The following is a 19,059-nucleotide window of genomic DNA, read 5'->3' as shown; positions in this document are numbered from 1 at the left end:
TGGAGATGAGTCGAGAGATTCTGCTGGAGCTGGATGATTTGCTTCAGGCCGAACGCGAGCTGTCAGGACTGCTGGCAGCCATTCGGGCCGACGAACAGGAGGCACGGGTCATGTACGCCCGTCTGCAGGATTGGAAGGGACAATCCGCCAATGTGCTGCGCGATCAGATTGAAACCTTCTTCATGGAGATGTCCCGCCGCATCCGGGATATCGAGGAGCAAAAACACGCACTCATCCAATATGTGCAGTATATGAAACAAGTGGATGGGGCCTCTTGAGAAGCCCTTGCATCGATTAACATAGAAGCTCATATTCGTTGCTGAGCACAAAAAACAGGCTTCGCCCCCGTGGGCGAAGCCTGTTTCAATGGTCTGGATCCTGCTTAGTCTTTAATCAAAGACAGAAATTCTGAACGCTGTGCAGAATCACTCTGGAAGGTACCGCGTACAGCTGACGTGACCGTTTTGCTGCCCGGCTTCTTCACACCGCGCGCGCACATGCACAGATGCTCGCCTTCCACAACGACCATCACGCCGTTTGGCTGCAGCGCCTCCACCATAATGTCCGCGATTTGCGAGGTGATGCGCTCCTGCACCTGAAGACGGCGGGTAACCGCCTCAACCAGACGCGCCAGCTTGCTCAAGCCGGCGATTTTGCCGCTAGGGACATAACCGATATGGACTTTGCCAAAGAACGGCGCCATATGATGCTCGCACTGGCTGTAATATACGATATCCTTCACGATAACCAATTCCTCATGATTCTCGTCAAAGGTAACCCCGAGGACATCCTTGGGATCCACTTCGTATCCCGCAAAGATCTCCTCATACATCCGCGTTACACGGGCCGGTGTCTCAAGGAGTCCCTCACGCTGGGGATCTTCACCGATCAGTTTCAATATTTGCTCAACATGATACTCGATCTGCTCCCGGTTATCGCCTACTTTATTGTTCACATAATCCTTTACACCCGCCACAGTACATCCCCCTTTTTCGTTCCATAGAAAAAGCAAACGGTTAACTTATAGCCGCTGTTAGCGGCCTTTTTAAATAGAAATGCCCCTCCGTCATTTCATTTAGACGGGAGCGGGCTTTTTTTCATTATGATTTGCGTTTACGGCCTTGCCCTTTACCCGGCATAGGCTGATTTTTCATCATTTGCTGTGCGCGCTGCATTTGCTTGCTGTTCATGTTATAGCCCATTTGTTTTGCCATCTTCTGCAGCATTTGCGGATCGTTCTGCATCTTCTCCAATTGCTTGCGGAGATAGAATACGCCGATAAAAAATCCGCCAACCAGACCCACGATCAATGTAATAATCGGAATAACTATATCCATCACTTGACCACCTTCTACTATACTAATATTTACCATTTAATGGCGCATATACGAACCTATCATAGCATGTCCTTTTCGCCACAGCAAATGAAAATAACGGATACATGGCAGCAAGCGGCCCTAGTCATGCATATTGTATCCTTTACGACCCTTTTCGACCTGGCATAGCTCCTTCAATTGTTAACAGAGTGCGTTTGATCTCCGGCCCGCCGGCATATCCGATGAGAGCTCCGTCAGCACCTACCACACGATGGCATGGCACGATGATCGGGACCGGGTTCTTGTTGTTCGCTCCGCCTACGGCACGAACCGCTTTAGGACGCCCGATGGATTCGGCCACATCCTTATAGGAACACACCGTTCCATAAGGAATGGACTTCAGCGCTTCCCACACCTGCAATTGGAACGAAGTTCCGCGCATGTCCAGCTGTACGTCGAACGACTTTAGCTCCCCTGCAAAATACTGCTTCAACTGCGTGATCGCAGGAGCTAATCTTGCCTCGTCACGCTGGTAGCCGCCGTTACCGGCCCAGGTCCGTGACCACTGCTGGATGACCGCTTCCTTCACATAGAAGCTGCCAAATTCAATAAGACATAATCCCTTCTCCGTTGCGCAGACCGTCAGCGGTCCAATCGGAGATTGAAGTTCATCGTAATACAGCATTTCCGGTCCTCCTTCAGGGATGGCCATCGGCTCAACTCCCTGAATAACAGGACTCTCCTGTTCCGGCTTGTCCCCATTAGAGGAACCCGCAGCAGGAGTGCCAGCGGAAGAAGCATCAGCCGCAGCTCCGGCAGGCGCTTCTTTCTCACTCGGTGTATTCAGTTTATTCAAGGCTTGCTGCAGCATATCTCGTACTTGGGAATCCCCTTCTGATTTCATGCTTTTCTCTAAGTTGTTCAACGCTTCTTCGCCTCCAATGCGGCCCAGAGCCCATGCAGCGGTTCCCCGCAGCTCCGGGCGCGGGTCTTTCAGCAGTACCTCGCTCAGCTTCGGTACGGCTGAAATATCTTTAAAGTTGCCAAGCGCGATGACAGCATTGCGCTGAATCGGCTTTCGGCCGCGCCAAGCGGCCGAAGTATCTCCAAATGCCTCCTTGAATTCCCGGTTGGTCATATCAAGGATGGGCAGGAGCAGCGGCTTGGCTTTTTCAGGATCGGGCTTAAAGTCCTCTTGATGAGTCCAATTCTTGCCCCGGTTCTTCGGACAAACAATTTGACAGGTATCACAGCCGTACAGCCGGTTACCGATCTTGCGCATGGCTTCTTCGTCCAGAAACCCTTTGGTCTGGGTTAGAAAAGAAACGCAGCGCTGGGCATTCAGCTGCCCGGGACCGACAAGCGCGCCGGTTGGGCAAGCGTCAATGCACTTGGTGCACTCCCCGCAGTCCTCGGTTACCGGCGTATCCGGCGGAAACGGGATATTGGTCACCATTTCGCCGAGGAATATCCAGGAACCGAACTTCGGAGAGATGATGGCGCAGTTCTTAGCGCTAAAGCCAATCCCCGCTCGCTGCGAAACCGCCCGGTCAACAAGCGCGCCCGTGTCCACCATACTTTCAAGCTTCGCATCCGGCACGCGTTCTTTAATGTATTCCTCCAGGCGGCTCATGGCCTCCCGGAGAACCTGATGATAATCCCTTCCCCATGCAGACCGCGCCATAATCCCCCTGTACTTGCCAGGCTCTGATTTAGGCGGGTTCTCCATCTTGGAGTGGTACGTTATGGCGATGGAAATCAGGGACTTCGGCTTCGTACCGGAAAGGGCCGGAGTAACCCGCTTATCCAGATCGGACTCCTCAAAGCCCGACTCATACCCTTTATCCCGATGGTTTTGCAATATTCCCTTCAAGGATTCGAACGGCTCCGCCGAAGCAAAGCCGATATCATCAATGCCAAGCTCCGGTGCAACGGTCTTAAGCTCCTGCTTAAGCTCCTCCCATACCGAAGGCGGAGGAGCATACGAGCCGAGTGTGTAGGTCATTCTCCAGCGCCTCCTTTCCTGGGATGATGTTCTGTCTTTTCAGCTACAGCTTTTTGATCTCGGACAACGGCCAGAAAATAAATTCAGCCCTGCCCACGATGTCGCTTTCCTTCACGCTGCCGAACATGCGGCTGTCCTTGCTCTTTCCAAGATGGCGGTTATCTCCCATAACGAAGTAGCGGCCCTCTTCCAGGGTTATAGGCTCAAAGCCCGGGTCCTCGATCGGGACATCCGTATATCCTTCCTGCTGTGCAACTCCGTTTACGTACAGCTTCTGGTCCTTTACCTCAATGGTGTCCCCAGGTACGCCAACGACACGCTTTACAAGAAACTCCTTCTTATCCGGGCCATCACTCGGGTCCTTAAGCACAATGACATCGCCATGGCTCGGTTCGGCAAAGCGATATACCACTTTATTAATAAATAGCCGCTCCGATGCTACCAGTGTCGGCTGCATAGATTCACCTTTAACCATAGAAAGGTTGAACACAAACATATTTAGAAGCACCATAATAACAAATGCAATCGCAATCGTCTTTACCCAATCCCAAAGCTCGGCAGCCCAGCTGTTCTTCTTGCCAGGTTGATTCTGAGGTCCGTTGTTCTCGCCATGCTCAGTTGAATCCGGAGAAATCACTTGTCCCATGCTACACCTACTTTACTTCGATTTCGCCTTCGGGTACCAAAGGCGGCACCTTCAAAAAGGTACATTAATAGAAAAGCATATCTCCCACCCATTTGCAACGGCTGAAAGATATGCTTCATATCGAAAAAATGTCGTTTCTTATCTCTGTCGAAGCTTAAGGCCGCCGTTTGCGTCGCTCGTATGTACCGCTCTCGTCATGACTACTATTGACCAAGGATACTGAGCTTCTGGAACGACCGCAGGATTTGGCTGGCACCGTATCCCATAGCTTCATAAAATGGCATGGCTGCGGCGTTGTGCTCGTCTCCGGCTACCATGATCCGACTGACTTTCCGTGATTGAAAACGCTGTTCCATTGCCGAAATCAATGCTTTGCCAATCCCTTTTCTGCGGTAGTCGGGATGAATGGCAATGCGGTAATAACAACCATGATTGCGTTCGATCGTACCGATTAAGGCACCAACGATTTCACCGTTTTCTTCAGCCACCATAATCAGATCGGAGTCCCAAGCAAGCTGTCTGGAGAAGGGCTCCATCGTGTTTTCGTAGCATTCTTCCGATAAAGCAATCTGCAGAAGCTCGGTTACGGGGTTACAGTCACTCAACTGAAAGGAACGAACATGCATTTCAAAATCTCCCTTTTCGTTAGCATGATGCGGTTTACCCGGTTTACAAAAATCTAGTATTCCGTTAACGCAAACCTGACATTTATGTTACTACAAAAAACCCGAAAATCCTCTTTCCTTGTCCATTAAACCACATCTTTCTCGTAAATTCACGAGTTTTCTTCTGAAAGCGCTTTATATGAAGCGTTTTCATCTTTTTAGCTGGATAATATTCCATATTTTTGTTGAATAACAGGTTTGTTTCCTGCTGTTAAACCATTAGCTCACTGTTAAAATTACACCCATGAATTTCCAAGCCTTTTCTTTCTGATTGAGATCTATATTTTAATAAAATAACCGGACTTTCCCAGTCCTATCGTTGATATAGGCAAGTAAAAAAACAACAGCGTTCTCTAGGCTATGTGCCTTTGAGCAACGCTGTGTTTACGTTCATCATATTTACTGGAGAACGACGGTGTCGCCCACTTTCAGTCCTGACACAACCTCGACTTTATCCAGCGTCTGCAAGCCGGTCTCGATATCCTGCCGTTCAATCTGGCCGCCTCCCTTGTCCACCATGACGTAGGAGGTGCCTCCGTCCGTCATAACGGCAAGTTTAGGAACCACAACCGCCTTATCCTTTCGTTTGGTTACAATGTCTCCGTTTAGCGTCAGCCCGCCGATCAAACGATCTTCCTTCGGCAGCGAGATGATTACCTTAAACTGTGGTGTCTGGGAGGTTTGCTTCTCCTGAGCCGTCGTCTCGGCAAATTTGGCCACTTCCAGCACCTTTCCCTTCAGCTTTAGATCCTTGATGGACGGCAGCTTTACTTCAACCGCCATGTCCTGCTTAATGCTGAATATATCGTTTTCCCCGACATATGCCACTAATCGAAGAGAATCCAGGTCGACGATTTTGCCGATATACTGGTTCGCCGTCACCGATTGCGGCCGCTGCTGCGTCGGATCGAACAGAAACAGGCCTGTTGCAGGTGATAGGTATGTAGCTTTCTTCAGCCTGTCATTCAAGTCGGCCAGCGTCTGGCGTTCAATATCGTTGGTAACCTCGTCCAGCTGACTGCTCAGCCGAGCATTTTCCTGGTCTGCGAGCATTTTAAGGCGCTCGGCCTCCGTTGCTAACGCCGGGGCGTTATCGAGGTCCTGATTTAACGTGAACTCCTTCAGCTCCTGCTCCAGCTTCCGCTTCTGCAGCTCGGCTTCCTTCTGCTGAAGCTGCTGGCGAATGGCCGTTTGCTCCAATTTAAAAAGCGCATCGCCTTTCTTGATCTGCTGGCCGTTCTCTACGTTCCAAGACTCCACTTTCGCTTCAAAAGGTGCGTACACATTGGTCTCCCGCCCGTATTCGGACGTTCCCTTGACCTGCACGGTCGAAACGATGCTTTCCTCGATTACGGGAAATGAGATGACCTGCGGCTCTTCCATCATGGGAATCTCGGGTTCTTTCGGTTTCACCTGTCCATATCCCCAATATCCCACCAAGCCCAGCACGGCAACGATAACCGTCCATTTTATGATTTTTTTTATCATACCGATTTAGCTTCCTTTCCGAAACTCATTATCCTAATCCCGCTTGATGGCCAGAAGTGCGTTCGTTCTTGCTGCACTGATCGCCGGATAGATCCCCGAGAAGATTCCGGTCATCACGGCGAATGCAATGCCGATCGGCAGCGTCTCCAGCGTAACCGCAATTTGCAGCCCAGACATGCCCGCCGAAGCCATAATGAATGAATTTAGTCCCTTGATGATCAAAAATGCGAATACGATGCCAAGCAATCCGCCAAGCAAACCGAGCAGGCTGGCTTCTACGATGAACATGTTGCGGATTTGCGGCATATTCGCCCCCAGAACCTTCATGATGCCGATTTGTCTGCGGCGCTGATGCGTAGACATCGTCATCGCTACGATGATCGATATCGAGGCCAATAACAGGATAAATACGCCGATGCCGAGAGCGATCGCTTTGAATGTATCCAATTGGGAAGCGACCTGGTCACGCATAGCCAAATTGTCGCTCGCATTCAGCGCAAGCTTTGAGATCAAATCCTCGAGCGGTTTAATATGCTGCAGATCATCCACTTTGACGGTTAGATTATCGTATACCCGCTGTTTGGAAGCTGTCCCATTTTGCAGTTTCAAACTGTTTGTTAGCCATTCCGCCGTATCAAAGGAAATATAGGCCTGACGATCGTAGATCGCAAACTGGGCATCTCTTCCCGTAGGCACGTCCAGCACGCCTCCAACATAAAGCGCCGGGCTAAGCTGCTTCTTGTCACCGTCCATCTGCTCCAGCTGAATATTTTTCCCGTTCATTTCCGATACGGTGCTCTCATACATCTGATATTCTTCCCATATCTTCGGATTGTTGGGATCGCTATTGATCATATTCATTAATCTTTCGCTCGTCTCTGCATCCTTCCATCCGGTTGTTGCTCCGTAATTGAGCACCATAGCACCGATCTGATCAAGCGGGCCGCCTTCCTTGAACCTGTTACCCTGCTCTTTGAGCTTTGACAGGTCCACGGCCACAACGTTGAAGCCGTCGTTGATCAGGTTGTCGGACGAAATGGCTCTAAAATACCCGAGCTGCTTGGTGGCTATAACGGATTTGACATGATCAAAGCCCTGAATCACCTGAACCTTATCATCCGTAAGCAATCCCCGGTCAGCTCCGACCGTGGGGCCGCTGCCTTCACCTTGCCCGCTTGAGCCCTGCGGAGTCACCGTAATTTCGTCAAGCTTCATGCCGCCTATAATTTCCGTCTCCAAATAATTCTGGGCGCCGTTGCCAATGCTGATCGCTACGATAATAGCCGCGCATCCAATCGAAATACCGGTCATGCACAGGGCTGTCACCACTTTACGGCGTTTGATCTGTCCCCATGCCAGCCGTATGCTGTCTAAAATTATCAGCTGACCTCACCTGCCTCCTCCGCATGAACCGGGACCCCAGACAGGGACGAAGGGGCGTTTGGCCCCCGTTGCCCTGCTGCTGGCGTTGTATAGTCCTCCGGCTGAACCAAATAACCGTCACGGAGCATAATCGTTTTTTTCATTTGAGCAGCGACTTCCATCTCATGGGTAACGATGACAAACGTTGTTTTCATGGACTCGTTCAGCGCCATCATAATTCGGATAATTTCCTCTTCCGTCTTGGTGTCCAGGTTCCCCGTCGGCTCGTCCGCAAAAATTACGGAAGGCTCGGTAATCAACGAGCGCGCAATACTGACGCGCTGCTGCTGCCCGCCTGACAGCTGGGACGGGTACAACGAAGCCTTATCGCCGATTCCCGTCATCTCCAGCAGCTCCATCGCTTTCTTGCGGCGCTTGGACGGAGAAACGGATTGAAAGACCAGGGGAAGCTCCACGTTCTCCCGAACCGTGAGCGTCGGGATCAGCTCATAGGCCTGAAAAATAAACCCGATATGCTTGCGCCGGAAGACAGCAAGCTTGTTTTCCCCGTATTTGACAATATCCTGATCGGCAATATAAATATGGCCTTCCGTCGGCTTCATCAGTCCTGCCATTAAGTTGAGCAGCGTGGATTTGCCCGACCCGGAACTGCCGAGCAGGGCAATCATCTCTCCCTTCTGGACTTCGAACTGGATATTATGGAGCACCTTTAACACTTCGTTACCGTTCTTAAAGCTGTGCGATACATTTTCCAAACGCAACATGTTCGCTATTCCTTTCCGGTTCTTAATTTAACTCTCCTCGTCAGGAACTGCAGTAGGCGTGAATATCAGATTGTAGCTTTGGCTGCCGAGCGTGATCCGCTCATTCTGGAATTCGTCCACCAGGGTTAAGTTAAACCAACCGCCGCGAAGTTTTTTGTATTGCTCATCCGACAGCTCCATCGACACCGACCGGGTGCCCGGCACCTGGATATCGGTACCTGGCGTGAGCGTACGCTCCTGTGTCTGTCCGAGGCTGTCTTTGATGATTAGAATCAGCTTGTGGCCGGAGTCCGCCGCAACGATGCTCTCGCTGCGTTTTACATCAAACGTGATATTCAGCGGAATGGAAGAACTGCCCTCCTGCAGATGTCCTACCGCTTTCGTAACCGAAACGTGGTAAGGATACCAATCGAGGTTCGTCAGTCCGGAGCTTACGGCAGGTCTGATCGGATTCAGCATCAATTTTTTCACGCCCATGACACCGGTAGCGTCTTTCCCCGTCTCCGCAAGCTTGCCTCCGGTCATTGCCGTACCCAGAGCAAGCCCCAATTCGCTTGCAGCCCCCTTCGGCACTCTGGCCCAAAAGACGATCGACTGCTTGGATCCCGGCTGAAGCGAGGCTTCCGGCTGAATGGTTTCCGCTTCGTAGATCTTGCCATCCGTGCTTTGGAAATACCCCTTCAGCACTGCTGCTTGAACGCGGCGCTGTTCATTGCTGGTCAGCAAGAACTCGGAATAGACAATATCGGAGTCCACGCCTTCATAGATGACCGTCCGCCGTTCCTGCGCCTCTGCGCGCTTACCAATCGCGGTAACCGTATACGGCTTCCCTTTCTCCAAGGTGCTGATCGACTGCGTCATGCCGGACGTGGTCATGGTAAGGAACGACGTTTTGGCTGTATCCTGCTGCGAGAACAGCTCGAAGCGGAGCGAACGGATATCCTTGGTATAAGGGATTCGCGCCATGACATATACCTCGGTTGATGAGCCCGGGGGAATCAGGGAACCCTGCTCCTCCGCAATAACCTCCGAACCGGCCAGCGTCGTTTTTTCGTCCGCTGTGACGTTTACTTTAAGCTCAGGCAGCGGCAGCGATTTGGATTCCTGGGTATTCCGCAGACGCAGCTTCGCAACGATCAGATCCTGATCCTGCCATGGCAGACGCTGCATGGATTCCAGCGTGTACGCAAATCCTTTGGCCGTCTGCGCGTCGTACTCAACGCCGATCGATGATTTGCGTTCCGTTTGGTAAGGGATGGCAAAATATGCAATCGGCAGGGTGAATGACTCCTGGACCTCGGTGGTCGTCTCACTGCCCGGTTCACCCGAGCCCGCCGGCGGATTGGATGAGCTGACAGGGCCAGATGCCCCGATCATTTGCAGCTTCAACCGGTCCTGCTTTAGATCAAGCGGAAGCGTGATTTCCATCACCATCGTTTTCTCTTCCCCGGGACGGAGTGTCAAACCCGCCTTGTTATCCGGAGCGTAGGGATGGAAGGAGCCTTCGGATGCTTTAATCGCATACTCGTAGGCCGGAACCTCCACCGATTTTTTCCCTTTGTTCTTGAAGGCCATCTCGATACTCCATATGCCCTGTCCCCCGGCGGCGCGCAGCGAAGCCTGGCGGATTCTGGCATCGACCGGAATGCCCTTGATGGTCAACTTCTTGGCCGCGCCAGCCGCGACATCCCACTTTGGAGCTGTTGCCGCAGGCAGCTTGAAGGATGCGACCGGCAACGACAGCTTCAGCGTTTCATCGTTTTCGGTCCACAAGAAACGCAAACCGGTCGTTTTAAGATAGGAGGGAACTTCCGTTATGTAATAAACCAGTTTCTTTTCTTTCGGCTGAACAGGCACACCCTCGGCCCCTGCCTCATGACGCAGAAGGAATGAACTGCCGCTTCCCGTCACCAAATACGGTTCGAACCCGCGGTCATTCCATACCTTTCCGCCATGGTTCGTCATATACATCCCGACTTTGGCGATGACTTTCCCGTCGTACTTGATGATCTCCAGTGATTCAGCCTGTACGGTAACCGGACTGCCGCCCAGTTGCAGCTTGGAGCTCGAACCGGATGGTACGGCGGCTGAATAGTTGGCCGGCATCCTGTACGTTCCGACACGCTGCAGGTAGCCTTTGACCTGCGGATTCCATACGTCCATCACCAGCTTCATGCCGGACAAGGAGCTGCTATCGGTCTTCGCATAGTAGGTTACACTCAGGCTTTGCCCAGGTTCTACCTTCTTCTTGGTTAGATCCTTGGAAATGGGATTGGCTGCCGTCACCGAACCGCCGGGAAGCACCACCTTGGGAAAATAAGATACCAGGCGCGCTGCGCTTTTCCCTCCGTTTTTATAAGTCAGTGTAAATACCGCCACATTCGTGCCGGTTTGCTGCCATACGTCGGCATGGTCAAGCTTTGCCGTGACGTTGTTGCCAAGTTTCACGCTCCAGGCGAGCGCTGCACCCTTCTGCGCAGTCGACTTCGTGATTTGCGATGGCTGCGTCTTAGATGCTGCAGCTTCCACTTGCGGTGCCGCAGCCAGAATGGCAGCCATCAGAATGGCAGTCACTCTGAGCTTTGTACTATTCATGTTATGTACCGACCCCTTTCTACCTCGACATACCCTTCTATATCGACGTTTAATCATAGATTTGTTCAAGACAATATATATAACGACAAATTTCAAAGAAAAGTTTTCCATTAATATTCAATGCGCTGAAACAACGTTCCATCGTGCAAAAAATTAGCCCTCTGTCGACTTTTCAAACATAAAAGTTGATTTAATCACCCAAAACGGTTTAATATATGTAGTGTAGCCGGATTACATATTACGTTTCTCCGGGATGATAAAGACTTCCTGATGAAGGAAGACCCTTTCATCATAACCAAAAACTAAATTTACAGGAGGTTTTTACTATGGCATTTCAATTACCAGCACTTCCTTACGCAAACGACGCGCTCGAGCCTCATATCGACGCACAAACGATGGAGATCCACCATGATCGCCACCATAATACCTACGTAACCAACTTGAACGCTGCTCTTGAGAACGCTCCTGAGCTTCAAGGCAAATCCCTTGAGGATCTGATCGCTAACCTTGACGCTGTACCGGAAAGCATCCGCACAGCGGTTCGCAACAACGGCGGCGGCCATGCTAACCACTCCCTGTTCTGGGAAGTTATCGGACCAAACGGCGGCGGACAACCGACTGGCGCATTGGCTGATGCCATCAACAGCGAGCTCGGCGGCTTCGATAAATTCAAAGAAGATTTCGCAAAAGCGGCTACAACCCGTTTTGGCAGCGGCTGGGCTTGGCTCATTGTTAAAGATGGCAAACTGGCAGTAACCAGCACACCAAACCAAGACAGCCCGATCATGGAAGGTCAAACTCCTCTCCTCGGCCTGGACGTTTGGGAGCATGCTTACTACCTGAAGTATCAAAACAAACGCCCTGATTACATTTCTGCATTCTGGAATGTAGTAAACTGGGAAGAAGTCGGCAAACGTTACGATAACGCGAAATAATATCGCTTAACTAAAAACCGATATCATACCAAAAAGGCTGCTTTCCGCTGTAGACCCTGTCTACCGCGAAAGCAGCCTTTTTATATCAATATCATGCTGTTACGTGTTATTTACCGCTGGTGGAGGGGTAGCTTCATAATAGCGGACCTTGGACGGCGTATAGATGACCGCGAGCAGGATGACCGAGATCAGGACGGCTGCACCTGCACCGATCAGGCATACGGTCTGCAGCGGCCAGGCAGCGGCGACAAAACCAAGCAGAAGCGTTAACAGAATCTGCAGCATCCCTTCCAACAAGCGGGTCACGCTCGTAAAACGCCCCATCAGATCAATAGGCACGTGATTTTGAAAAAAAGTGGTATATCCCGCATTCGCATACGAAGTAAAGAAACCAAACACGATAAAGCCGATAACTGCCGTCAGGAGGCCGGATGCGGCATAGAAGATCATATATCCGGCACTCGACAGCAGCACACCAGCCCCGATAAACATGCGCAATGACAGCCATTTGACTGTTAGAGACGCAGCCGCTGAGCCAGCCAGATACCCCGCTCCGGCTACGCTGACGAGTAGTCCGTAATCCTCGTCTCCGAGGAACAGCACCTGTTTAATAAAGGTAGCCTCTTGGGAATCGAGCGCGAAGCCGAGCAGCATGGCAGATTGAAACAACAGGTATACGAGCATAAAATACTTCGCCGCTTTCCCAAAATGAATAACCGCTGCCCAATCCCGAAGGAGCATCTTCATCGTGATGGCATCACGTCCATTGCCCGCGTTCTCCTCTCCATCCACATCGGGAAGGAAGTAAATGACAAGCGCGCAGATGAAGAATGATACGGCATTGATGAAGATACTAACCCGAATGTCCGTATAAGCGATCAAAAGGCCGGATATGGCGGGTCCAAGCAGCACCGCTCCGGATGTTGTAAAGCTGGACCATGCGTTGAACCGCTTTCGTTCCTCTCCCGGTATCAGCTTCGTTATATAAGTCATGGACGTAGGCCCGAAGAAAGCGCCCGCTACGTTAATCAGAAACATGATGCAATAGATACCCCAAACCGATGAAATAAAGGGGATCATGGCAATCAAAATCCCCCGAATCACATCGGTGGTGACCATAAGCCTGCGCTTATTCGCCCGGTCAATCATACTGCCCGCCCAGGAGTTGATAAACAGGGTTGCGAGCGGTCGGATGATAAATAATCCAGCCACCGCCGCAGGAGAACCTGTCATGTGCAGCACAAGCAAATTGATGGCAACCAGATAGATCCAGTTTCCCAGATTGGAGACCCCGATGCCAAAAATGTAAAGAAGCGCATTCTTCCAGGTATGCAAAAGCTCCACTACTCCTTACGAGCCGTTTTATTATGATATCCCCATTCCAAGGGTATTTTCGGCTTCAAGATGAGAAATACGAGTTCAAAATCCGAATGAACACATTCGGAAATGCGTAGCGTTCCATGTCATGCACGTGAATCCAGCGAAAGTTCTCTTCGCCTGTCTCATAAGCCGCTGCACTCTCTGCTGCTTGCAGGGCTGCCGGCGGAACCTCGTGCCACTTACAGCGGTACACGTCCATATTCCATTGAATATGGCTAAAGGTATGCTCAGCGTCCATCACATGGCCGATCGGCAGAACCGGAACCCCTTCTTCCAGTAGGGCATCCCTCAAGCGGTTCATCGTTGTCTCCTCGGACATCGTGGCCGGTACGCCGCTCCCTTCGGTCGATACAATTACATGCGGCAGCTCCCACATCCCTGCCAATAAACCGGTAGATGGACGCTTACGGATCAGAATCTTCCCTTCGTGCACGCCGGTGCCCTCTACAATCGCCGTAAGGCGGTATTCAGGGCGCGGCGGCTTGGCCTTCGTCTTAATAGGAAGGGACTCCTCTTTGCCCTCAAACCGCGCTGTACAATGCTCCATCACCGGACATACCAGACATTTAGGAGACTTCGGCGTACAGATCAACGCCCCCAGTTCCATCAGCGCCTGAGTGAAATCCGATGCTCGCCCGTCCGGAACCAGCATCAGCACCAGATCCTCCATCTTGGTCCGGGTTTTCACCTTCATAATATCTTCTTCAATCAAAAAAAAGCGGGACAGCACACGCATGACGTTACCGTCCACTGCTGCGGCAGGAATGTTAAATGCGATGCTGCGAATGGCACCCGAGGTATATGGACCAATGCCTTTAAGTCCCGACACTTCTTCTTTGCCGCTCGGCATAACGCCACCATACTGCTCTGTCACCTGCCTGGCGGCAGCCTGAAGGTTGCGTGCCCGGGAATAATAGCCGAGGCCCTCCCAGCATTTCAGTACATCGTCCTCCGGCGCATCCGCAAGCGACTGAATCGTTGGAAACCGTTCGATAAACCGGTGGAAGTAAGGAATTACCGTGTCCACCCGGGTCTGCTGCAGCATGATCTCAGATACCCATATATAGTAGGGATCGCGGTGCCTGCGCCAAGGCAAATCCCTTTTGTTGATCTCATACCAATCCAGCAGCTCGTGGCTGAAGTATTGTTTGTGTTCCTTATTATACATCTATAAGTAATCTCCTTCGTTAACCTTACTTTATCTTCTCAACCACGGCAAAAGCGGAAGCCAGCGTGGCCTGATGCGAAATCGTCAAATGAATCGCATAATGGGCGGACTCCTCCATTCCAAGGCGGTCCCAGGCTTCCCGGGATAAACGTGCCTCAGGCCTGCCAAGAGCACCCGGCAGCACTTCGATGTCACGAAACCCGATTACACCCCCGATTCCGGAGCCAAAGGCTTTGGATATCGCCTCTTTGGCAGCAAAGCGCCCGGCAACAAACTCCGTGCGTTTCGCCCCCTTGCCTGCGGCAATGACCTGCTCGCCCTGCGTAAGCACGCGCTGCATGAACCTCTCTCCATGCGGGCCTGTCATTAACATCTCCATTCGCTTCATGTCCAGCACGTCATGTCCGATTCCGTAGATCACAATCGTCCGCTCTCCTTCATGGATCCAGTCTTCCTGTCCAAAAAAATAAACTCCTACTTATTGTATCAGTCGATGTACCTCAACGCGAGACCAACGGTGTTACAACAAAATGAATTAAATAAAATTGTTGTGTTTCAAATTTTATCCATATAGACTGTACAAAATAGCATGATGTGAGGGGGAAGCATATTATGGGCTCATTGATTTATCACGTTGCCGTTTCGCTTGACTATTTTATCGCAGATCAAGCCATGATGGATGGGAGGATCGACCGCACTCTCTTTTTATTCGATGGGGAGCATGTTCCGGACTTCTTGGCAGAGATTCAGGAGTTTGAGGCTGTGCTGATGGGCGGTAAAACCTATGAGTTTGGATTTAAGATGGGGGCTAAGCCGGGTGAACCTGGTTACAAAGGACTCAAACATTATATATTCTCACGGTCATTAGAATTCGAATCCAATGATGAAGTTGAGTTAGTCAAGGAGGACGCCATCCCATACATCCATAATCTCAAACAACGGACAGACGGTAAGCTCTGGCTGTGCGGCGGGGGGGAATTGGCAGGAAGCCTGCTTCAGCATCAACTGATCGATCAGCTTGTATTAAAGGTCAACCCGGTAATCGTTGGCGACGGCGTTCCGTTGTTCGGCAGTGTCAAACCCCGGCTAAGACTCGAACTGGTCGATATGAAGCAATATGCCAACGGCGTTCTCAAACCGACCTACAACATCATGTATACCTAACCTAGTGCCTCGCTAAATAAATAGCCTTCCGGAGGGTATTTCTCCGGAAGGCTATTTGCTGGGTATTCGTATGTTAGATGCCTGGAATCGTATTGCGCTTGTGCGCGGTTTTGTTGTAATAGCTCTCGAGCTTCTGCTGAACATCAGGGTTGATCGTCTTGCCTTCCAGATAATCGCTGTTATCCTCGTAGCTGATTCCGAGCTCTTTCTCGTCTGTCTGACCTTCCCAAAGGCCGGCAGAAGGCGCTTTGTCCAGAATCGATTGCGGAACCCCCAAATAGGATGCGAGCATACGAACCTGACGCTTGTTCAGGGAACTCAGCGGCGTAATGTCCACTGCTCCATCGCCCCACTTGGTATAGAAGCCGGTAATCGCCTCGGAAGCATGATCCGTGCCGACAACGATCAAATTCTGTTCGAATGCCAGCGCATATTGTACCACCATACGCACCCTTGCTTTCACATTACCTTTGCCGGGAATGCTCATATGTTTATGGACGCCGATATTCTTCAGGCCATGCTCTACCTCCAGTGCAACCTCGTTCACGGCTTCCTCGATATTGGTCTCGACGGTATATTTCAAATCGAAGGCCTTCGCCGTGGCGTAGCTGTCGGAAATATCAGCCTGCTCGCCGTATGGCTGGAACACCCCTAGTGTCTTGTATTCCTTACCGGTCTCCTCCGTAAGCTCGTCAGTAGCCCGTTTGCACAGACCGGCAGCCACCGCCGAATCAATCCCGCCGCTAATGGCGATCAGCAATCCGGAAGTACCCGAGTTCTTCACATAGGTTTTCAGAAAATCAACGCGCTTGCGCACCTCTTCCTCCACATTAATGGTAGGTTTGACACCCAGTTCGGCGATAATTTGTTCTTGTAGGCTCATGATAGATGACTCCTTTCAGTATGTTCTCTCTTTTATGAAGTGCTTCTATAACAAAAGCCCCGCGGCTTCGGAATATGCCGAATGCTTCGGGGCCTATGTAACTGCCGAATTACTGGCAGTAGCGATTGAATGCGTCGGTCAAATCCGCCGCGATTTCTTCTGCAGAACGATTCTCCACTTGATGGCGCTCAATAAAATGCACCAATTCTCCGTCCTTCAACAGCGCAATCGATGGGGAGGATGGAGGATACGGAGCAAAATACTCGCGGGCTTTCGCCGTTGCTTCCTTATCCTGTCCTGCGAACACGGTATACAAATGATCCGGCTTCACCTGGTTCTCAAGCGCTATAGCTACACCAGGACGTGCTTGCCCAGCTGCGCATCCGCATACGGAGTTTACAACGACCAGCGTTGTGCCTTTCGCTGCCGGAAGCACTTCCTCCACCTCTTCAGGTGTTGTCAGCTCCTTGATTCCCAAGCTAGTCAGCTCATCCCGCATCGGTTGAACCATATCGCGCATATATCGGTCAAAAGACATACCCATAACTGCTTCACTCCTTATATAAACAAGATTGTTCGAATTATAACAGCTCATCGATATCTATATTATACAATCCTAAAGATTGAAAGCAAGAAAATACAAAACGAGCAGCATCACAAAATAGGATACCGCCCGTCTTTCATTGTTTCATTCTTTGAACTAGGTAGCAGGATAGTTTACCCCATCTTTTTTCTTGTCAACGATGGGCTCGCCACGGCGCTCTTTGTTTTCACGCTCCTGCTGCTCCTGTTGTTTGGAATCATTTTTACTCATCCGAATCCCTCCTTTACCCTAAGCTCTACCTTAGAATGCCTAATTACCAATCCGTTTATTCGGAAGCGGCAGCACTCTCGGTTTCCGGTAAGCTTTGCGGGAACGAGCGGACAGGAAAGGAAATAATGAAAACCGTTCCTTCCCCTAGCCGCGACTTCACATCAATGGTCCCGTGATGACGCTGTACAATGCTCATGCACAGGGCAAGTCCCAGCCCCGTTCCCTTGCTCTTCGTCGTAAAGAAAGGCTCAAACAAACGCTCCAGCTCATTCTCGGAGATGCCAATCCCGGTATCCGCAACATAAAGCTGGACCTGATCCCCTTCGAGCCGGGTTTCGATCGTCAACGTCCCCTTGTCGTCCATAGCCTCCATCCCGTTTCGGCACAGGTTCAGAATCAGCTGTTTCATCTCCTTGGCATTCAGATGCAGATGGGGAATTTCGGTTCCGAGTTTCAGCTCAATGCTCTGGCCGCGCAAATTCGCGTCAGCCCACAAGAGGGGACTGAGCTCATGTATAATGTCATGCAGGTGACACTCTTCTTTTTCTGCAACCCGGTTTTGGGCGAGGGATAAAAAATCGCTGATGATACCGTTAGCCCGATCGAGCTCCTCCATGACAATCCGGTAATAATGGTCCAGCGTATCCGGACTCTTCTCCTGCATCAGCTGCAAGAATCCACGCACGACAGCCATCGGATTGCGAATTTCATGGGTAATGCTTGCCGCCATTTGGCCAACCAAACTTAAACGCTCTACATTAATAAATTCCGTCCGAAGCCGCTCCAGCTCCGTAATATCTTCCATAATACCTACCGCACCCAAGATGTCGCCGTTCTCGTTATGTATAAGCGGATAAATGCCCGTGGAATACACCCTGGTAGCGCTTCGCATAATCTCACCGGTGCTTTCGATTCCATCTATCGCTCTATGAAACCGACTGCGCAGATGTTCTTTTTGAATCATGCCATCCAATAAGTCAAACAACGGTCTGCCGATAACATCCTTGGTCGACAGATTGGGAAACACGTTTCGAAAGCTGCGGATAAGCGGTTGATTAAAGGCGATGATATTGCCGCTTCGATCTACCGCGACCATCCCTAAAGGAATCATCTCCATCATTTTGGTTAACGATGACCACTCTCTGTTCTTCACATCATATTGGCCCGCGCCCAGACGCTCATTGGTTAATTCGATCCAATACACAATCATTCCAGAATAAAAAATGCCGATCAGCATATACAAAATGGTCACCAATATCGTATCCGGATTCAGAGCATCATTCTTAACCTTACCTTCAATCGCGTGGGAGGCTACAATAATCAGCATGGCCGGAATAAGCGCGCTCCACAGCCAACAAATCTTCTCGGTCATGGAGCCTTTCCTGAAATTAGAGGTGATCCAAGGTAATAGCGAATATCCCAGAACCAGCATATTCAGAATGAGGCCGATCGTGGACCAACCATTAATCAGCCCTTGGCTTGTGATATACACAGCTGCAAGAAATAGCCCTGAACGACGACCTCCATATAATATGCCTAAAAATAACGGAATTACGCCAAGGTTGATCGGTACGTAATAATCGTTCATGGCCGAGATCAAGACACATAATACAGTGCTGATTCCGCATGCAATGACAATATGTTTGCGAAATCGAAGCAGATCATCCGGATTCTTCTTGTTCAGGCACTTTAGATGTCTGTCGAGGAGAAGCGGCAGATGAAAGATGAGTGTACCAGACAGCAAAACTTGCAGCAAAATATCTTTCCATAGGCTCAGCACAGTGATCGATCACCTCAATTGGACGACGCATCTAATATTTCTGATTAAAGCATAGGCGACATCATATTACAAT

The 19,059-nt window shown here is 50.7% G+C and carries 18 protein-coding genes; 3 read left to right on the top strand and 15 right to left on the bottom strand.

What is annotated here, in order from left to right; translation table 11 throughout:
• Positions 1 to 5 precede the first annotated feature (5 nt).
• A complete protein-coding gene (locus tag AC0VZ8_RS04330; protein WP_076325903.1) occupies positions 6 to 278 on the top strand; it encodes a hypothetical protein in 273 nt (90 codons plus the stop codon).
• Between the two features lie 104 nt (positions 279 to 382).
• Here the strand turns inward: AC0VZ8_RS04330 and folE are convergent, their stop codons facing one another.
• The 9 genes from folE to AC0VZ8_RS04285 all read right to left on the bottom strand — a co-directional run bounded on the left by folE (position 383) and on the right by AC0VZ8_RS04285 (position 10,862).
• A complete protein-coding gene (folE, locus tag AC0VZ8_RS04325) occupies positions 383 to 976 on the bottom strand; it encodes a GTP cyclohydrolase I FolE (protein WP_071220880.1) in 594 nt (197 codons plus the stop codon).
• Positions 977 to 1,100: 124 nt separating this feature from the next.
• On the bottom strand, positions 1,101 to 1,337 hold the full coding sequence (locus AC0VZ8_RS04320; protein WP_009594912.1) for a YneF family protein: 237 nt from the start codon (positions 1,335 to 1,337) through the stop codon (positions 1,101 to 1,103).
• A 142-nt stretch (positions 1,338 to 1,479) separates the two neighbouring features.
• A complete protein-coding gene (gene queG / locus AC0VZ8_RS04315; RefSeq protein WP_475486131.1) occupies positions 1,480 to 3,321 on the bottom strand; it encodes a tRNA epoxyqueuosine(34) reductase QueG in 1,842 nt (613 codons plus the stop codon).
• 43 nt (positions 3,322 to 3,364) lie between these two features.
• Entirely contained in the window at positions 3,365 to 3,967 is a 603-nt protein-coding gene (lepB, locus tag AC0VZ8_RS04310) for a signal peptidase I (RefSeq protein WP_071220882.1), read from the bottom strand.
• A gap of 203 nt (positions 3,968 to 4,170) precedes the next feature.
• Positions 4,171 to 4,593, bottom strand: a complete 423-nt coding sequence (locus AC0VZ8_RS04305) for a GNAT family N-acetyltransferase (protein ID WP_012819018.1) — start codon at positions 4,591 to 4,593, stop codon at positions 4,171 to 4,173.
• 438 nt (positions 4,594 to 5,031) lie between these two features.
• Positions 5,032 to 6,120 (bottom strand): efflux RND transporter periplasmic adaptor subunit, encoded by a 1,089-nt coding sequence (locus AC0VZ8_RS04300; RefSeq protein ID WP_475486130.1) that lies wholly within the window; start codon positions 6,118 to 6,120, stop codon positions 5,032 to 5,034.
• A 33-nt stretch (positions 6,121 to 6,153) separates the two neighbouring features.
• Entirely contained in the window at positions 6,154 to 7,431 is a 1,278-nt protein-coding gene (locus tag AC0VZ8_RS04295; RefSeq protein WP_475486129.1) for an ABC transporter permease, read from the bottom strand.
• Between the two features lie 68 nt (positions 7,432 to 7,499).
• Entirely contained in the window at positions 7,500 to 8,267 is a 768-nt protein-coding gene (locus AC0VZ8_RS04290) for an ABC transporter ATP-binding protein (RefSeq protein WP_339295561.1), read from the bottom strand.
• Positions 8,268 to 8,294: 27 nt separating this feature from the next.
• Complete coding sequence (locus AC0VZ8_RS04285; RefSeq protein WP_475486128.1) at positions 8,295 to 10,862, bottom strand: hypothetical protein; 2,568 nt, start codon at positions 10,860 to 10,862, stop codon at positions 8,295 to 8,297.
• A 326-nt stretch (positions 10,863 to 11,188) separates the two neighbouring features.
• On the opposite strand from AC0VZ8_RS04285, the gene AC0VZ8_RS04280 reads away from it, so the two are divergent.
• Positions 11,189 to 11,797, top strand: coding sequence for a superoxide dismutase (locus AC0VZ8_RS04280; RefSeq protein WP_260069325.1), 609 nt, complete (start codon positions 11,189 to 11,191; stop codon positions 11,795 to 11,797).
• Between the two features lie 99 nt (positions 11,798 to 11,896).
• Here the strand turns inward: AC0VZ8_RS04280 and AC0VZ8_RS04275 are convergent, their stop codons facing one another.
• The 3 genes from AC0VZ8_RS04275 to acpS form a co-directional block, all read right to left on the bottom strand.
• A complete protein-coding gene (locus tag AC0VZ8_RS04275; protein ID WP_260069326.1) occupies positions 11,897 to 13,132 on the bottom strand; it encodes an MFS transporter in 1,236 nt (411 codons plus the stop codon).
• Between the two features lie 64 nt (positions 13,133 to 13,196).
• A complete protein-coding gene (gene mutY / locus AC0VZ8_RS04270; protein ID WP_475486127.1) occupies positions 13,197 to 14,345 on the bottom strand; it encodes an A/G-specific adenine glycosylase in 1,149 nt (382 codons plus the stop codon).
• Positions 14,346 to 14,370: 25 nt separating this feature from the next.
• Entirely contained in the window at positions 14,371 to 14,766 is a 396-nt protein-coding gene (acpS, locus tag AC0VZ8_RS04265; RefSeq protein WP_260069328.1) for a holo-ACP synthase, read from the bottom strand.
• Between the two features lie 191 nt (positions 14,767 to 14,957).
• On the opposite strand from acpS, the gene AC0VZ8_RS04260 reads away from it, so the two are divergent.
• Positions 14,958 to 15,509 carry a dihydrofolate reductase family protein gene (locus tag AC0VZ8_RS04260; protein ID WP_194540896.1) on the top strand — a complete coding sequence of 184 codons (552 nt, stop codon included), beginning with the start codon at positions 14,958 to 14,960 and terminating at the stop codon, positions 15,507 to 15,509.
• A 73-nt stretch (positions 15,510 to 15,582) separates the two neighbouring features.
• Here the strand turns inward: AC0VZ8_RS04260 and nadE are convergent, their stop codons facing one another.
• From nadE to AC0VZ8_RS04245, 3 genes are all read right to left on the bottom strand, one after another.
• Positions 15,583 to 16,392, bottom strand: coding sequence for an ammonia-dependent NAD(+) synthetase (nadE, locus tag AC0VZ8_RS04255; protein ID WP_071220892.1), 810 nt, complete (start codon positions 16,390 to 16,392; stop codon positions 15,583 to 15,585).
• Positions 16,393 to 16,501: 109 nt separating this feature from the next.
• Positions 16,502 to 16,936: a BrxA/BrxB family bacilliredoxin gene (locus AC0VZ8_RS04250; RefSeq protein WP_071220893.1), complete on the bottom strand. Its 435-nt coding sequence runs from the start codon at positions 16,934 to 16,936 to the stop codon at positions 16,502 to 16,504.
• Positions 16,937 to 17,261: 325 nt separating this feature from the next.
• The gene (locus AC0VZ8_RS04245; protein ID WP_475486126.1) at positions 17,262 to 18,986 is read right to left on the bottom strand and encodes a two-component system sensor histidine kinase NtrB; all 1,725 of its coding nucleotides are present in this window, start codon (positions 18,984 to 18,986) and stop codon (positions 17,262 to 17,264) included.
• Positions 18,987 to 19,059 lie beyond the last annotated feature (73 nt).

The sequence above is a fragment of the Paenibacillus sp. QJM3NY_38 genome, assembly GCF_056173265.1.
Note: the sequence above shows the minus strand (reverse complement) of the source record. Positions and strands in the feature narration are given on the sequence as shown.

Coding starts and splice junctions, on each gene's coding strand:
- AC0VZ8_RS04330 (WP_076325903.1), top strand. CDS start 6: ATGAGTCGAGAGATTCTGCTGGAGCTGGATGATTTGCTTCAGGCCGAA.
- AC0VZ8_RS04320 (WP_009594912.1), bottom strand. CDS start 1,337: ATGGATATAGTTATTCCGATTATTACATTGATCGTGGGTCTGGTTGGC.
- queG (WP_475486131.1), bottom strand. CDS start 3,321: ATGACCTACACACTCGGCTCGTATGCTCCTCCGCCTTCGGTATGGGAG.
- lepB (WP_071220882.1), bottom strand. CDS start 3,967: ATGGGACAAGTGATTTCTCCGGATTCAACTGAGCATGGCGAGAACAAC.
- AC0VZ8_RS04305 (WP_012819018.1), bottom strand. CDS start 4,593: ATGCATGTTCGTTCCTTTCAGTTGAGTGACTGTAACCCCGTAACCGAG.
- AC0VZ8_RS04300 (WP_475486130.1), bottom strand. CDS start 6,120: ATGATAAAAAAAATCATAAAATGGACGGTTATCGTTGCCGTGCTGGGC.
- AC0VZ8_RS04295 (WP_475486129.1), bottom strand. CDS start 7,431: ATGACCGGTATTTCGATTGGATGCGCGGCTATTATCGTAGCGATCAGC.
- AC0VZ8_RS04290 (WP_339295561.1), bottom strand. CDS start 8,267: ATGTTGCGTTTGGAAAATGTATCGCACAGCTTTAAGAACGGTAACGAA.
- AC0VZ8_RS04285 (WP_475486128.1), bottom strand. CDS start 10,862: ATGAATAGTACAAAGCTCAGAGTGACTGCCATTCTGATGGCTGCCATT.
- AC0VZ8_RS04280 (WP_260069325.1), top strand. CDS start 11,189: ATGGCATTTCAATTACCAGCACTTCCTTACGCAAACGACGCGCTCGAG.
- mutY (WP_475486127.1), bottom strand. CDS start 14,345: ATGTATAATAAGGAACACAAACAATACTTCAGCCACGAGCTGCTGGAT.
- AC0VZ8_RS04260 (WP_194540896.1), top strand. CDS start 14,958: ATGGGCTCATTGATTTATCACGTTGCCGTTTCGCTTGACTATTTTATC.
- nadE (WP_071220892.1), bottom strand. CDS start 16,392: ATGAGCCTACAAGAACAAATTATCGCCGAACTGGGTGTCAAACCTACC.
- AC0VZ8_RS04250 (WP_071220893.1), bottom strand. CDS start 16,936: ATGGGTATGTCTTTTGACCGATATATGCGCGATATGGTTCAACCGATG.